This is a genomic window from Achromobacter colocynthidis (assembly GCF_057334535.1).
Window position 1 is genome coordinate 705,471 of the sequence record NZ_JBHFIZ010000039.1, and the last position, 15,653, is coordinate 721,123.

Genomic DNA, 15,653 nt, shown 5'->3' on the forward strand with positions numbered 1-15,653 from the left:
GCGCCGGGGCGGGCGCGGCAGGGGCGGGCATCGTCCCGCTGTCCATGGCATGGATCGGCGACAACGTGCCCTATGAGCGCCGGCAGGCAACGCTGGCGCGCTTTCTGACCGGCACCATCCTCGGCATGTCGGCCGGCCAATTGGCCGGTGGCTTGTTCGCCGATACGGTGGGCTGGCGCTGGGCCTTTGCCTCGCTGGTGGCCGGCTACCTGATCGTGGGCGTGCTGCTGCACCTGGAAGTGCGCCGCCAACGCGCGGCGGGCTTTGCGCAGGTGGACCCCAACGCCGTCCGCCAGGGCTTTGTGGGGCAGGCGCGGCTGGTGCTGGGCACCCCCTGGGCGCGTATCGTGTTGGCGACGGTGTTCGTCGAAGGCCTGCTGGTCTTTGGTGCGCTGGCGTTTGCCCCGTCCTATCTGCACGAACGCTTCGATATTTCGCTGACAGCCGCGGGCGCCTTGGTGGCGGTCTACGCGGTGGGCGGGCTGATCTACACGGTGGTGGCCGGCCGCATCCTCAAGCGCCTGGGTGAACGCGGCCTGGCGGTGGCGGGCGGCCTGGTGCTGGGCGTGGCCTTCCTGTCGTACTTACTGGGGCCGGTGTGGATGTGGAGCCTGCTTGCCAGCGTGCTGGCCGGCTTTGGCTATTACCTGCTGCACGCCACCCTGCAAACCAACGCCACGCAGATGGTGCCGTCAGCGCGCGGCACTGCTGTGGCGTGGTTCGCCTCCTGCCTGTTCATGGGCCAGGCGGCCGGCGTGGCGCTGGCGGGCGCGGTAGTAGACGAGATAGGCGCCGCAGCCCTCTTCGGCGGCTCCGCCATCCTGCTCCCGCTGCTAGGCGCCTTCTTCGCCCGCGCTCTAAAAGCCCGCCCCAAACCCTCAACCCCGTAGGATGGGTGAAGCGCGAGACCGCCCCAAAAAGAACACTAGTGTCGATCGCGCGCAACCCATGCGGCTCTACACCGAACACCACCGCCGGTCACCCGCAACCCATGCGGCTCTACACCGAACACCACCGCCGATCACCCGCAACCTATGCGGCGCCAAAAAGAACACCACCGGAGACCGCACGTAACCCTTGGGATTCAGAAGACCCGCACCCCCAAGAGTCCGTGATCGGCCCCCAACCTTAAATTCCCCCCAACCGTCCCAGCACCGTTTCCTTACCCAACAACGCCAGCACCGCATCAACCGCCGGCGTCTGGGTCTGACCCGTCACCGCTACGCGCAGCGGAATCGCCAGTTGCGGCATTTTCAAGCCACGATCAGCCAGCACCGCCTTGATCAGGGCCGACAACGCTTCACGGGTCCAGTCCGTATCCTTGGCGCGCTGCGCGAAGTCGGCCAGCGCCTCGCGCGCGGCAGGCGTCAGGTGTTGTTCGACCAGTTCCGGCGCGGCGGGCGTGAACGGCGCGCAGAACAACATGGCGCCGTCGGCCAGTTGCTCCAGCGTTTCCGCGCGGTCTTTCAGCAAGCCCATCACGCCCGGCAGATCAATCTTTTCCGGATGGCCGCCACGGTTCGCCACGCGCGGGGCCACGCGCTCGGCCAGTTCCGCGTTGTCCATCTGCTTGATGTAGTGGGCGTTGACCCAGTTCAGCTTCTTCGGATCCCATTGCGACGCGGACTTCGACAAATGCTTGGTGTCGAACCACGACACCAATTGTTCGCGCGAGAAAAGCTCGTCGTCGCCGTGGCTCCAGCCAAGGCGGGCCAGGTAGTTGATCATGGCCTCGGGCAGATAGCCCTCGTTGTCGTACTCCATGACGTTGACCGCGCCGTGGCGCTTGGACAGCTTTTCGCCATCCGGGCCCAGGATCATGGGCACGTGGCCGTATTCGGGCAACGTCGCGCCCAGCGCGCGCAGGATGTTGATCTGGCGCGGCGTGTTGTTGACGTGGTCATCGCCGCGCAGCACGTGGGTGATGCCCATGTCCCAGTCGTCGACCACGACGCAGAAGTTGTAGGTGGGCGTGCCGTCGGGGCGCGCGATGATCAGGTCGTCCAGTTCGGTGTTGTCGAAGCTGATCGTGCCCTTGACCATGTCGTTCCATGACGTGGCGCCTTCCTGGGGATTCTTGAAGCGCACCACCGGCTTGCGGCCTTCGGGAACGGCGGGCAGCGTCTTGCCCGCTTCCGGGCGCCACGTGCCGTCATAGCGCGGCTTGTCGCCACGCGCGCGGGCGGCTTCCCGCATGGCTTCTACTTCCTCGGGCGAGCTATAGCAATGGTAAGCGGTGCCGGCGGCCAGCATCTGCGCCACCACCTCGCGGTAGCGGTCCATGCGCTGCATTTGATAGAAGGGGCCTTCGTCGGGCTGCATGCCCAGCCATTCCATGCTGTCCAGAATGGCCTGCACGGCTTCAGGCGTGGAGCGCTCGACGTCCGTGTCTTCAATGCGCAGCACGAACGTGCCTTGGTGATGGCGTGCGAACGCCCAGGAGAACAGCGCGGTGCGCGCGCCGCCCAAGTGCAAAAAGCCCGTGGGCGAAGGCGCGAAGCGGGTACGGATGGGGGAAGTGGCGTTGGAAGTCATAGGGGGCAATGATAGCGGCTGCGGCACCACAAAGCGGCGTCGGACACGGTCCACATCAAGCGGACGGCGGGCTTGTCTTGTTACGATGAACGGTATTTTAGATTAGGGCGACCCTCCCTATGTTGCGACACGCGCTTGCCCCGATGTTCGAACCCAGTTCGCTGGTGATCGTTGCCGACCGGCCCTTGCCGGCGGCGGGCTCGCTGTCGCCCGCGCTCAAGGCGAAAACCACGGTGGTGGATTGCGAGCCGGGCGCCGCGCCGGAACTGCCCGTTGCGCTGGAAGGCCTGGCGGCGGGGGCGCGTCCCGATCTGGCCCTGGTTTGCGTGTCGCCGGCCGTGCTGCCCGAAACGTTGCGCCGGCTGTCGGCGTTGGCGCCCCGGTCCGTGATCCTGCTGCCGCATCCACTGCCGGACCCGTATCCGCGCGGCACATGGGCGTTGTGCCGGGCGTGGGCGGAAGAAAATCGTTGCGAACTGCTGGGCCCGCGTTCCTTTGGCGCGCAGCGGCCGCACGCAGGCCTGAACTTCAGCCAGCACCCAGTGCTGGCGCGCGCCGGGCGCGTGGCGCTGGTGGCGCAGTCGCGCTCCATCATGGCCGCCGTCATGGACTGGGCCGAAGACGTGCACATCGGTTTTTCCACGGCGGTGTCGCTGGGCGACGAGGCGGTGGTGGGGCTGTCGAAGGTGCTGGATTATCTGGCCAGCGACCCCCGCACCGACAGCATCGTGCTGTACCTGGAAGAAGTGGGGCCCGCCCGCGAGTTCATGAGCGCCTTGCGCGCGGCGGCCAGCGTGAAGCCGGTCATCGTGCTCAAGGCGGGGCGATCCGACGCCGACAGCGGCGACGCCATTTTCGACGCCGCCTTGCGCCGCGCGGGCGCCGTGCGCGTGCGCTACTTCGTGCAACTGTTCTCGGCCGTGAAAGTGCTGGGCTATACGCGCCGCCCCAAAGGCCGGCGCGTGGCGCTCATCTCCAACGGCAACGGGCCTCCCCAATTGGCGATGGACCTGATCGGCCCCGACGCCGCCGTGCTGCGCGCCGACCTTGCCCCCGCCACCCGCCGCGCGCTGGAGGCCATGCTGGAGCCGGACGCGGCCTGTCAGAACCCGGTCATTACCTACACGCCGCTGACGCCCGAGCGCATACGCGCCATTCTGGAAACGGTGCTGGACGACGTGGGCGTGGACGGCGTGCTGGTGCTGCTGGCGCCCGACGCACTGGCGGACATGCCGGCCGTTGCCCGCGAGCTGGCGCAAATCGCACCCACGGCCAAGAAGCCGGTCGTCAGTTGCTTCATGGGCGACGCCGGCATGCGGCCCTTGCGGCGCATGCTGGACGACGCGGGCACACCCGCCTTCCGCACCCCGGAATCGGCCGCCGATGCGTTTGGGGTACTGGCCTCGCACCACTACAACCAGCAACTGCTGCTGCAGACGCAACCGCAGGAACCTCCCAGCCACGTGCCCGACCTGGCCGCCGCGCGCGAGCTCATCGCGCGCGTGCGGGCCGATTGCCGGCGCGAGCTGAACACCTCTGAAATCCGCACGCTGCTGGGCCTCTTCTATGTGCCGCTGCGCGACATGCCGATCGACGTGGCGTCGGCGGAACCCGAATCCCGGCCGATGGCCATCCAGGTGTGGCGCGACCCCCAATTCGGCCCGGTCATCCGCTTTGGCGCGGGCGGCCCCGACGCGGTGCTGTCCGTGTCCGACCGAGGCATGGACCTGCCGCCGCTCAACGGCTTTCTGGCCCGCCAACTGATTGAACGCAGCCGGCTGTGGCGCCGCGTGTTGGCGCCGCGCGTCGGCCACATGGCGGCGGAAGCCTTGCAGCAGGCGGTGGTGCTGGTGTCTGAACTGGTGTCGGAACTGCCCGACATCGAATCGCTGGATATCGACCCGCTCTACGCCGGTGAAACGCATTTGCGCGCGGGCGGGCTGCGCATGACGCTGACCGAGACCCCCGGCTGCGAAACACCGCAGACCTCGGGCTATCCGCACATGGCGATCCACCCGTACCCGGCGCGGCTGGTGCATGTGCGCCGCTTCAATGATGGCATTCCGTGGGTGCTGCGCCCGATTCGTCCGGAAGACGGGAGCGCGCTGCAGGAATTCATTCGCGGTCTTTCGGAGCGGTCCCGCTACATGCGGTTTGTGTCGATGATGCGCGAACTGACGCCGCGCATGGTGTCACGCTACACGCAGGTGGACTATCACCGCGAGCTGGCGCTGGTGGCGGCCACGCAGGTGCCCAACCCGGCCAACCGGGGGCATCCGCGCGAGGTGATCGTGGGCTTTGCCCACTATCTGCGCAACCCGGACGGGCGCGGCGCGGAGTACGCGCTGGTGATCGGCGACGACTGGCAGCGGCGTGGCCTCGGCCGTCAATTGATGACGGCGCTGATCGACGCCGCGCGCGAGCAGGGGCTGGAATATATCGATGGCCTGGTGCTGTCGACCAACCGGCCCATGCTGGCGCTGATGACGAGCCTGGGCTTCACCAACGACGCGGATCCGGAAGACCCGACCATGCGTCGCGTCTGGCTGAACCTGACCTGAGGCTATGACGGCCAAGGCGCGCGGCCGGCCCCGTGACGGGCCGGCGCTCGCTGTCAGGCGGTCTTGCGCGCGGCCTGCGCGGGCGTCAGCCGCGCCGTCACTTCGTCTACTGACAGCACGTCGCCAAAGAACAGCATCCAGCCCTGCAGCGAATGCTCGTGCTCGGCCGGCGTCACCGCCGCCAGCGCATCGTCCACCATGATCGTGCGGAAGTCGCGCATCATGGCGTCGCGCGCGGTGGACTCGCAGCACACGTTGGTGACCGTGCCGGAGATCAGCAGCGTGTCCACGCCCAAGCCGCGCAACAGCGGTTCCAGTTCAGACGAGCCGGGCGCCATGGCGCTGTAAAAGCGCTTGACCACGCGCAGGTCGGTATCGGGCGCATGCAGGTCGGGGTGCAGTTGAAAGCCCGGCGAATCGCGGCGCAGTGTTTCCAGCCGGCGCTTGCTGCGCTCGGGTGTCAGCATCACGCCGTGATGGTGCGACCAGAAAGCGTCGGCATTGTCGGACGCCGTCTGCACCCACACCACCGTGCCGCCCGCCGCGCGCACCGCGTCGCACAGGCGGTTGACGGGGGCGATGATCTCGCGGGCCGGCGCGCATTCGCCCTGATAGCCGGGCAGGGTGAAATACTGCTGCATGTCGATCACGACCACCGCGGTACGGTCGGCGGGCAGTTCGTCATACGGATGCAGGCAGCCTTGGCGCGCCACGACGCGATCTTGTACCCATTGCGGAAATTCCATGACGATTCCTTATCCGTAGCGCCGCGCCACGGCGGCTTCGATGCGGTAGATGATCATGTACATCACGCTGGAAATCAGCGCCAGCATGGTGATGGCGGTCATGACGATGTTCAGCTTGAACACCTGGCTGCCGTTCATGATGAGAAAGCCCAGGCCGGAATCCGCTGACTGGAATTCGCCCACGATGACGCCTACCAGCGCCAGGCCGATGTTCATCTTCACGGCGGCGATCAGGGTTGGCACGCTGCCGGGCAGCACCACCTTGGTCAGCACCTGCCAGCGGCTGGCGCCGAAGGTGTGGGCAAGCTTCACCTTGTTCAGGTCGATGCCGCGAAAGCCCGCGTACACCACCATGATGGTGACGAACACGGCGATGGCGACCGCCATGCCATACACGGCGTAGTCAGACCCCAGCCACAGGTAGAAGATCGGCACGAACGCGATCTTGGGCATGGCGTTGGCCACCACCAGGAAGGGGTCCAGCACTTTGTACAGAAAGTCGGACCACCACAGCGCCGCGGCCACCACGATGCCGATCACCATGCTCAAGGTAAAGCCGACCAGCGTGGCCGACAGCGTGGTCATGATGTGCTTGGCCAGTTGGCCGTTGGTCCACAGGTCCAGAAAGGTGGGCCATAGCGCGCTGGGGTAGCTGGTCAGCAGCGGGTTCAGGATGTGCATGCGCGGCAGGATTTCCCATGCGCACAGGAACACGATCAGCAGCAGGGCCTGGGTCAGGCGGATGTTGCGCTTCTTGGCGCGGTCGCGCCGCAGATAGTCCAGGTACTTGGCGCTGGGCGCGGGCACGGCGCGCAGCGGCACGGTATTGGCGATGGGAGCATTCATGGGTCAACCCTCCACATGGACGTCCAACTCGTCCCATAGCTGTTTGAAGTAAACGTTGAACTCGGGCCGCGATCGCGCCTGGAAGGGCGTGGGCCGCGCGCCGTCGCCATAGTGGATGCGGTACTGGCTTTTCAGCCGACCGGGCCGGCGCGACAACACGATGACGCGGTCGGTCATGGCAATGGCTTCGCCGATATCGTGCGTGACCAGCACCACGGTCTTGCCTTCGCGCCGCAAGATGTCCACGACTTCGTCCGAGATGGCTAGGCGCGTCTGCGAGTCCAGCGCGGAAAAGGGTTCGTCCAGCAAGATCACGTCTGGCTCGGTCACCAGCGTGCGCGCCAGCGCGGCGCGCTGGCGCATGCCGCCCGATAACTGGCGCGGCGTGTGCGACAGGAACGCGCCCAACCCGCACTTTTCCAGCAGATGCACGGCGCGCGCTTCGCTGCGCGCATCGCGTCGGCCCTGGATCTCTGCGCCCAGCATCACGTTGTCCAGAATGGTGCGCCATTCAAACAGGTAGTCTTGCTGCAGCATGTAGCCAATGCGCGGGTTCGGCTTGGTCACGCCTTGGCCGTCGATCATCACCGCGCCGGATGTCGGTGGGATCAGTCCGGCAATCAGCGACAGCAGGGTGCTTTTGCCGCAGCCGCTTTGGCCAATCAGGCTGACGAATTCGCCCGGGGTCAACGAGAACGACACGTTCGATAGCGCCTCGGTTTCGCCTTCGGCCGTGAAGTACGACAGGCACACGTCGCGCAGTTCTATCTTCGCCGTGGCGGTGGCGGGCTTCAGGTTGTGGACGGCGGCTCCCATCACTGCACCTTGTTGGCAAAGTCAGCCACCACCACGTCTTCGTATTTCACGCGGGCGGTGTCCTTCATCACGGCGCTGGCAATCAGCATGTCTTGCAGCCGGTTCATGGCTTCGGCCGTGACCAGCGGCGTCGTCTTCCAGATCTGGTATTGCTTGTAGCGCTCGATGGCTTCGGTCACCGCGCCCTGGTCCATGCCCGGGAAGAACGTCATGATCTGCGGCGCCAGCGTGGCGGCCGGCGTGTCCTTCACGTATTTCTCGGCGCGCGCGACCACATTGGTCCAGGCCTGGATGACCTTGGGGTTGTCGCGAATGTATTTGTCGGTGGCGGTAAAGACGGTGTAGTCCACCTGGCCGACCTCATGGCCCACCGAGGCCACGATATAGCCCTTGCCGTTGCGGACCAGTTCGCCGGCCTCGGGCTCCAGGAAGATGCCGTATTCGCCTTGCCCTGCCATCCATGCGCCGGCACGGGCCGGAATGCCGATGTTGTTCAGCAGTTTCACGTCTTTCTGCGGGTCCACTCCATGCTTGCGCAAGGCAGTTTCCAGAAACACGATGGGGTTGGAGCCGGGCCGAAAGCCGATGATTTCCTTGCCCTTGAGCATGGACCAGTCAAACTTTTCGATCGGCTTGCGCGCCAGCAGGAAGAAGCCGTCGGTGGCGGTCAGGCCTGCGAAGATCTTCGGCTTGACCGGCGATTCGCTGTTCTGCACGTAAATGGACGCCTCGGGTCCGATCAGCACGATGTCGGCGCTGCCGGACAAGAGCGCGGTCATGCCCTTGTCGGTGCCCTGCGAGGTTTTCATGGACACGTCCAAGCCGGCATCCTTGAAATAGCCCTGCGACAGGGCCACGTATTTAGGCACGTACAGGATGGATCGCACGACCTCTTCGTAGCGCACCTTCACGGGGGGATTCAAGGCTTCGGCCTGAGCGGCCAAGGGGGCAAACAGCGGGGCGATCAGCGCGAGCAACGCCGCGCCCGCCAGGCGAGGCAATGGCAAGGATTTCACGGGACTTTCTCCTGCGTCTTGTATGGCACGCCGAAACCCGGCGCAGCATGGCCAATGGGGTGGAATCGACAACAACAACAGGGAAGCCCGAACACTTGCTGCCCGGGCCGATAAGGCATGGATCGAATACTATATTCAATACAAGGGGGCGACAAGCATTTTGGGATTGGCGTTTTTCTCTATGGACGAGCGCCGTTCAGCCCAGGAGAATCTAGGGCTTGAATACTGCTTGGTATACAGAATGGAGTTTTGGCGAGATGATGGGTTTGCGCGCTGACAAGTAATGCCCGCGTGGCGACCTGGGCGCGCCACACCCATCCTACAAACGACAGCCGCACCCCGTAGGATGGGTGAAGCGCGAGATCACGCGCAGTAGATCCCCACCGCCCTTCGCGCGCAACCCATCGCACCCCTTGAGACAGTCACACCCCGTAGGACGGGTGAAGCGCGAATTCAAGCGCAGCAGATCCCAACCGCCCACCGCGCGGAACCCATCACATCCCCGCAACAGTCGACCCCATCATCACCCCAACACGGCATTCAAAAACGCTGAAATGTCCCGCACTTCTTCGGCGCAAACCGAATGCGGCATCGGATACGTGTGCCAGCGCACGTCGTAACCCAAGCGTTTCAATTCCGTCAGCGACGCCTCGGCGCGCGCCAGGGACACGACCGGGTCGTACTGCCCATGCGCCATGAAGATAGGCGTGGCGTTATTGGCGGCGTTGCGTTCTGCCTCGGCCGTGTCCACCAGCGGCAGATACCCCGACAGCGCCATCATCCCCGCCAGCTTCTCCGGCAGCCGCAATCCCGTATGCAAGGTCATGGCGCTGCCTTGCGAGAAGCCCGCCAGCACGATGTTCGACGTCGGAATACCCCGCGCATTCTCCCGGGCGATCAGCTTGTGCACGGCCGCTTCCGACGCGCGGATGCCCTTGCCGTCTTCCACGCGCACCAGGTCCATGACCAGGATGTCGTACCAGGAACGCATCGCCATGCCGTTGTTGATCGTCACGCGCTGGACCGGTGCGTTCGGAAACACAAAGCGCACCCCCAGGCCCGCGGGCAAGTCGAGCTCCGGCACGATGGGGGCGAAGTCGTTGCCATCGGCGCCCAAGCCGTGCAGCCAGATGACGGCGTGCGTGGGGTTGGGGGCGGTTTCGATCTCGATGCAATCGAGCAGGTCGGTAGGAGCGTTCATGGCGGCCGCGGGGAAATTTCAGAAAGGGGAAATCAGAGCGTCAGGGTCTTCAAGGCCTGGAACAACGCGCGATAGTGCTTCTTTTGCGGTTCCTGGCCTTGCAGCAGCGAGGCGTTACCCAGCTTTTCCTTGCGCGCGGCGCGGATCAGCGTGCGCAATTGCTGCGCATCGGCTTGCGGGTTTTTCGCCAGCAGCGCGGTCAGCGCGTCATCGTCGTCCAGCAGGCGGTCGCGCAGCCCCTCCAGGCGGTGCATGGCGGCGGTTTCCTCGCGCGAGCCGTTTTCCCAGACATCAAGCTGGGCGCGGATTTCGTCAGCGGGCGCGTCGCGCATCAGCTTGCCCACAAAGTGGACTTGGCGGCGTCGGCCTTCGCGCCCGGTCGTGCGCTGCGCTGTGCGGATCGCCTCATAGAGGCGTTCGGCCAGCGGCAATTGCTTGAGGCGGTCGGGGGACAGTTCGATCAGCTGCTTGCCCAGGTCCAGCAGGGCGTGCATTTCACGCTTGACCTGGGACTTGCTGGGACGGTCGTAGCCGTTCTCGTCGTAACCGTCGTCGACGGATTCTTCTTCAGTATGGGAATTCATGGAAAACTGCGCAATGACAGACTTGGCTATGATAACCGTCTCTGCAAATTGGACAGCAATGGTTAAATCCTCCTCATCCCTGCCGCTGGCGGCGAATCACGCGCGTTTTTCCGAACTCGTCGAACAAACCCTCGCCTACGCGCGCCAGATCGGCGCCTCGGACGCGGCGGCGGAAGTCTCGGAAAGCCTGGGACTGTCGGTCTCGGTCCGCAAGAACGACATCGAGACCGTTGAGCAGACGCGCGACCGCTCGCTGGATCTGACGGTCTACGCCGGCCAGAGCCGCGGCTCCGCCTCGACCTCCGACTTTTCCGAAGCCGCCCTGCGCCAGACGGTCGAGGCCGCCTGGCACATCGCCCGCCACACCGCCGCCGATCCGGCCGCCGGCTTGCCCGACGCCGATCAACTGGCTACTGAATTCCCCAATCTGGACCTGCACCACGCCTGGACGGTTTCCACCGAGGAAGCCGCTGAACTGGCGTTACGCGCCGAACGTGCCGCGCGCGATGTCGATCCGCGCATCACCAACACCGACGGCGCCACCGTGGGCACCTACGAAGGCCAGTTCGTGATGGGCAACAGCCGCGGCTTCCTGGGCGGCTACCCCTATTCGCGCCACAGCCTGTCCGTGGCCCCCATCGCCGGCCGCGGCAACGGCATGCAGCGCGACTACTGGTACACGTCCGAACGCGATCCCGCCAAGCTGGCGTCGCCCGAGGCCATCGGCCGCTATGCCGCCGAACGCACCTTGTCGCGCCTGTCGGCCCGCCGCATCCGCACCGGCAAGTTTCCGGTGCTGTTCGAGGCTCCGCTGGCGCTGGGCCTGGTGGGCGCGCTGACCCAAGCCGTCAATGGCGGGGCGCTGTACCGCAAGGCCAGCTTCCTGCTTGACGCGCTGGGCAAGCCCATCTTCCCCAAGCACATCAACCTGACCGAAGATCCGCACATCCCGGGCGCCATGGGCAGTTCGCCCTTCGACGACGAAGGCGTGCGAACCCGCCGCCGCAACGTCGTGTCGGCGGGCGTGCTGGAAGGCTATTTCCTGTCCAGCTACACGGCGCGCAAGCTGGGCATGGCCACCACCGGCAACGCCGGCGGCTCGCACAACCTGGTGTTCAGCTCCACGCAGACCAAGCGTGGTGACGATTTCGAAGCCATGCTCAAGAAGATGGGCACGGGCTTTCTGGTTACCGAACTGATAGGTCAGGGCGTCAACTACGTCACGGGCGACTATTCGCGCGGCGCATTCGGCTACTGGGTGGAAAACGGCAAGATCCAGCACGCCGTCCAGGAAATCACCATCGCCGGCAATCTGGCCGACATGTTCCAGCAGATCGTGGCAGTGGGCGCGGACACCATTTCGCGCGGCACGAAGACCACGGGTTCGATTTTGATCGAGCAAATGGCGATTGCGGGTACCTGATTGATCGCGGTGCGACAGGCATGATGGGTTTGCGCGTTGCCCGGTTTCGTCCTTTTGGCGACCGTCTCGGGGGGCACCCATCCTACAACCGTAGGATGGGTGTAGCCCGGCACCCCCTAAACCAAAACACAACCCGCCACCGCGCAAACCCATCAGCAACCTCCCGCGTAAACTCATCACCACCCCCCCTCCGCGCAAACCCATCACCACCCCCTCCGCGCAAACCCATCACCACCATCCCACCCAAACCCACCACCAACAGCCCGGGAATTCCTCTACTCTCCCACCCCCGCCCAACGTGTAATATCCGGCGGGTATTGCTCGAAGTCCCTAGAAGCTGTTGGTCAGGAGCATTGCGATGCAACGACGTTCATTCTTGAAGCACGCAGGGCTTGGCGCCGTTGCGACGGGCGCCGCAGTCAGCACGCCCGCGTTCGCGCAAGACATGCCGTCGTTAAGTTGGCGCTTGGCGTCCGCCTTTCCCGCTGCGCTGGACTTGCGCATTGGCGCCGGCGAGCAATTCTGCAAATTCGTGTCGGAATCCACGGGCGGAAAATTCAATATCCGCCACTTTCCCGAAGGCGAGATCGTGCCGGCTGCCGACCTGCTCGAGGCCGTCTCCACCAACAAGGTGGAATGCGGGCACGGTTCTTCTCGCGCCTTTTACGCAAAGAGCCCGGCATTTTGTTTTGACGCCGCCGTGCCATTTGGATTGAGCGCGCGTCAGATGAACGCCTGGATGAGCGAAGGCGACGGCCTGCGCCTGACGCGCGAACTCTTCAAGCCCGAAAAGATCATCAACTTCCCGCTGGGCAATACCGGCGCGCAGATGGACGGCTGGTACGCAAAGGAAATCAAGCGCCAGGCCGACCTGAAAGACCTGAAGATGCAAGTCGCCGGGCTTGCCGCCAATGTGCTGGCGCGCCTGGGTGCGGCGCCGCAACCCACAAGCCAGGTTCCGCTGGCGGAAGCGTTCGAGAAAGAAGGCTTGCAGGCCATCGCGGGGGCAGGCGCTTATGACGATGCCAAGCTGGGGCTGAATAAAGTAGCTAAGTATTACTACGGACCCGGCTGGTCGGTTCCCGGTGAACAGTTGTCGCTCTATATCAATGACGAAGCGTGGAACAAGCTGCCCAAGCATTACCAGTCCGTAGTGCAGGCCGCCGCGCTGGCCGCGCATGGTTCACTGACCGCGCGCTACGACGCGCGCAACCCGGCGGCCGTCGCGCAATTGTCGGCAAGCGGCGCGCAAGTGCGCGCATTTCCGCGCTCCATCATGGACATGGCGTTTGAAGCCACCCAACAGGTCTACCAGGATTTGTCCGCCAAAGACGCGCGGTTCAAGGCAATACACGACAGTTACGTGGGCTTTCGCGACAGCGAAATGCCCTGGTTCCGTTTGACGGAAAACGCCTACGGCCAGTATGTGGCCGTGGCGCTTTCCGGCAGGTAGCAGGGAGGGCGCCGACGGCCGAATGGCATTCGGTGCAAAGTAGGGTTTTTGCTAGCAATACCGCATTTTTTACAAAAAAATGGGCGGTTTTCGGGCTTTTCTCGAACCACATTCGAGTTTCGGCCTGATACAAAGGAGTAATATCGCGGGTCTTGACGCGCAACCATGGCGCCTTTAGGCGGCATATGACGTCAATCCGGCGGGATTACACCAGCCCGGATTACCAATATTCCGAGACAGACTTTAAGGTGGTATCAACCATGCAATCCAAGACCAAGAAGCTGCTGGCCGCGCTGATCGCCGCCGGTATCGTCCCGGCTGCGCACGCGGCTGACATCAAGCTGGGTGTGGCGGAAGCCCTGTCCGGCGGCGCCGCTCAGTACGGCGTGTCGATCCGCAACGGTTTCCAGCTTGCCGCTGACGAAATCAACGCCGCGGGCGGCATCAACGGCAACAAGCTGGTGCTGGTGGTTGAAGACGAACAAGGCAAGAAAGAAGAAGCCATCAACGTCTTCAAGAAACTGATCTTCAAAGACAACGTCCTGATGGTCTTCGGCCCGACGCTGTCGAACTCGGCCCAGGCCGCCGACCCGGTCGCCCAAGCGGCCAAGACGGTTGCCTTCGGTACGTCCAACACCGCTGACGGCATTACGTCCATCGGCAACTACGTGTTCCGCAACTCGGTTACCGAAGCCGACGTGCTGCCGGCCACGATTTCCACCGTCAAGGCAAAGACCGGCCTGAAGAACGTGGCCGTGCTTTACGGCAATGACGACGTCTTCACCAAGAGCGGCTACGACAACTTCAAGAAGGCCCTGGAAGACCAGAAGATTCCGGTCACCACCACCGAAACGTTCGCCAAGGGCGACGTGGACTTCAAGGCCCAGCTGACCAAGATCAAGGGCACCAACCCCGACGCCATCGTGCTGTCCGCACTGCTGGCCGAAGGCGCGCCCATCATGGTGCAGGCTCGCCAATTGGGCCTGAACGTGCCCGTCATCGGCGGCAACGGCATGAACTCGGTCAAGATTTTCGACTTGGCCCCTGGCGGCGCATCGAACAATCTGTGGATCGGCAGCCCGTGGTCCATCGAGAACAAGGCCCCCGAGAACGTCAAGTTCATCGACGCCTACAAGGCCAAGTTCAACGGTTCGCCCGACCAGTTCGCGGCGCAGTCGTATGACGCCCTGTACATCGTGGCCCAGGCCCTGAAGAACACCAAGATCACGGGTGAACTGGCCAAGGACCGCGCGGCCCTGCGCGACGCCTTGCCCGCCGTGACCTGGACCGGCGCCACCGGCGCGGTCAAGTTCCGCCAAGCCAAGGACCGCGCCGGCAAGCCCGCCGGCTATGATGCCGACCAGTCGCCGATCGTCAGCGTGACCAAGGACGGCAAGTACGTCATCGAAAAGTAAGCGCTACGCATCCCCGCGCGGGGGGATGCGCCTTGCGGACCGCCGTCAGGCAGCCCGCAAGGCGCTTTTTATCGCAGGGCCGTCCCAATAAAAGCAATGCCGTCTTCGCGGGCGGCGTCAGGCCATGCAGTGGGCGCTGCATGGGGCCCTCATAGATCTGGAAAGTCCCATCATGTTCGAACAACAATTCGTCAATGCCTTGTCGCTGGGCTGTGTGTATGCACTGTTCGCGCTGGGCTTCACGCTGATCTTCGGCGTGCTCGGGGTGATCAACCTGGCGCACGGCGCCGTCTTCATGGTTGGCGCCTACGCGGCACTGTTCGTGGTCCAGCAATTCGGCCTGCCCCTGTGGGCGGCGCTGATGGCCGCGTTCTTCGTGGCAGGCTTCACCGGGGTCATCATCGACTACCTGGTGCTCAAGCCGCTGCGCAAGCGCAACGCGCCGCACTTGATCCCCATGATCGCCACCATCGGCGTAGGCATCATCCTGAATAACGGCGCCCAAGGCATCTTCGGCGCCAGCAACCTGCGCTTTCCGCACGGCACCGTGCCCGAAGAAGTGATCGAAGTCGCGGGCCTGCACCTGACCGTCATCGAACTGGGCATCATCTTCCTGTCGTTCGCGCTGATGGCCGTGCTGATGTACGTCATGCGCCGCACGCAGTTCGGCCGCGCGCTGCGCGCCATTGCCGAATCGCCCAAGGCCGCCTGGCTGCTGGGCATCAACGTCGAAAAGCTGTTCGTCACGACCTCGTTCGCCGCCGCCGCCCTGGGGGGCGTGGCCGGCGTGCTGATCGGCTTGTACTCGAACGCGCTGTTCCCGCTGATGGGCCAGCCGATGCTGCACAAGGGCATCGCGGTCATCATCCTGGGCGGCATGGGCGACATACGCGGCGCCATGCTGGGCGGTCTGTTTCTGGGATTCGCCGAGGTGCTGTCGGTGGCCTATATCGGCTCCACCATGCGCGACGCGGTGGCTTTCGGCCTGCTGTTCCTGATCCTGCTGGTGCGCCCGCAAGGTCTGTTCGGCAAAGTGGTTCAACGCAAGGCTTAAAGA

The 15,653-nt window shown here is 64.4% G+C and carries 13 protein-coding genes; 6 read left to right on the forward strand and 7 right to left on the reverse strand.

Annotation, left to right across the window (positions count from 1 at the left end):
- Positions 1 to 890, forward strand: an 890-nt coding sequence (locus tag ACE04A_RS29595; protein WP_485820803.1) for an MFS transporter, incomplete at its 5' end; no start/stop codon positions are given.
- A gap of 238 nt (positions 891 to 1,128) precedes the next feature.
- On the opposite strand, the gene gltX is transcribed toward ACE04A_RS29595, so the two are convergent.
- Positions 1,129 to 2,535: a glutamate--tRNA ligase gene (gene gltX, locus ACE04A_RS29600; protein WP_438859728.1), complete on the reverse strand. Its 1,407-nt coding sequence runs from the start codon at positions 2,533 to 2,535 to the stop codon at positions 1,129 to 1,131.
- Positions 2,536 to 2,654: 119 nt separating this feature from the next.
- Between gltX and ACE04A_RS29605 the strand changes: the two genes are divergently transcribed.
- Positions 2,655 to 5,096 carry a bifunctional acetate--CoA ligase family protein/GNAT family N-acetyltransferase gene (locus ACE04A_RS29605; RefSeq protein ID WP_448718181.1) on the forward strand — a complete coding sequence of 814 codons (2,442 nt, stop codon included), beginning with the start codon at positions 2,655 to 2,657 and terminating at the stop codon, positions 5,094 to 5,096.
- A gap of 53 nt (positions 5,097 to 5,149) precedes the next feature.
- Here ACE04A_RS29605 and ACE04A_RS29610 read toward each other — a convergent pair whose 3' ends face one another.
- From ACE04A_RS29610 to yjgA, 6 genes are all read right to left on the reverse strand, one after another.
- The gene (locus ACE04A_RS29610) at positions 5,150 to 5,842 is read right to left on the reverse strand and encodes a cysteine hydrolase family protein (protein WP_448718182.1); all 693 of its coding nucleotides are present in this window, start codon (positions 5,840 to 5,842) and stop codon (positions 5,150 to 5,152) included.
- 9 nt (positions 5,843 to 5,851) lie between these two features.
- Positions 5,852 to 6,688: an ABC transporter permease gene (locus tag ACE04A_RS29615; protein WP_448718183.1), complete on the reverse strand. Its 837-nt coding sequence runs from the start codon at positions 6,686 to 6,688 to the stop codon at positions 5,852 to 5,854.
- Positions 6,689 to 6,691: 3 nt separating this feature from the next.
- Positions 6,692 to 7,504, reverse strand: coding sequence for an ABC transporter ATP-binding protein (locus tag ACE04A_RS29620; protein ID WP_485820804.1), 813 nt, complete (start codon positions 7,502 to 7,504; stop codon positions 6,692 to 6,694).
- Entirely contained in the window at positions 7,504 to 8,520 is a 1,017-nt protein-coding gene (locus ACE04A_RS29625) for an ABC transporter substrate-binding protein (RefSeq protein WP_438860238.1), read from the reverse strand. The genes ACE04A_RS29620 and ACE04A_RS29625 overlap by 1 nt, the downstream gene beginning before the upstream one ends.
- Positions 8,521 to 9,043: 523 nt before the next feature.
- Positions 9,044 to 9,721 carry an alpha/beta hydrolase gene (locus ACE04A_RS29630; RefSeq protein WP_448718185.1) on the reverse strand — a complete coding sequence of 226 codons (678 nt, stop codon included), beginning with the start codon at positions 9,719 to 9,721 and terminating at the stop codon, positions 9,044 to 9,046.
- A gap of 32 nt (positions 9,722 to 9,753) precedes the next feature.
- A complete protein-coding gene (gene yjgA, locus ACE04A_RS29635; protein WP_259252987.1) occupies positions 9,754 to 10,305 on the reverse strand; it encodes a ribosome biogenesis factor YjgA in 552 nt (183 codons plus the stop codon).
- 58 nt (positions 10,306 to 10,363) lie between these two features.
- On the opposite strand from yjgA, the gene pmbA reads away from it, so the two are divergent.
- The 4 genes from pmbA to ACE04A_RS29655 all read left to right on the forward strand — a co-directional run bounded on the left by pmbA (position 10,364) and on the right by ACE04A_RS29655 (position 15,650).
- Positions 10,364 to 11,728, forward strand: coding sequence for a metalloprotease PmbA (gene pmbA, locus ACE04A_RS29640; protein ID WP_259252988.1), 1,365 nt, complete (start codon positions 10,364 to 10,366; stop codon positions 11,726 to 11,728).
- A 358-nt stretch (positions 11,729 to 12,086) separates the two neighbouring features.
- Positions 12,087 to 13,181 carry a TRAP transporter substrate-binding protein gene (locus ACE04A_RS29645; RefSeq protein WP_448718186.1) on the forward strand — a complete coding sequence of 365 codons (1,095 nt, stop codon included), beginning with the start codon at positions 12,087 to 12,089 and terminating at the stop codon, positions 13,179 to 13,181.
- A 260-nt stretch (positions 13,182 to 13,441) separates the two neighbouring features.
- On the forward strand, positions 13,442 to 14,596 hold the full coding sequence (locus ACE04A_RS29650; protein WP_485808857.1) for an ABC transporter substrate-binding protein: 1,155 nt from the start codon (positions 13,442 to 13,444) through the stop codon (positions 14,594 to 14,596).
- A 172-nt stretch (positions 14,597 to 14,768) separates the two neighbouring features.
- The gene (locus ACE04A_RS29655; RefSeq protein ID WP_259252990.1) at positions 14,769 to 15,650 is read left to right on the forward strand and encodes a branched-chain amino acid ABC transporter permease; all 882 of its coding nucleotides are present in this window, start codon (positions 14,769 to 14,771) and stop codon (positions 15,648 to 15,650) included.
- Positions 15,651 to 15,653 lie beyond the last annotated feature (3 nt).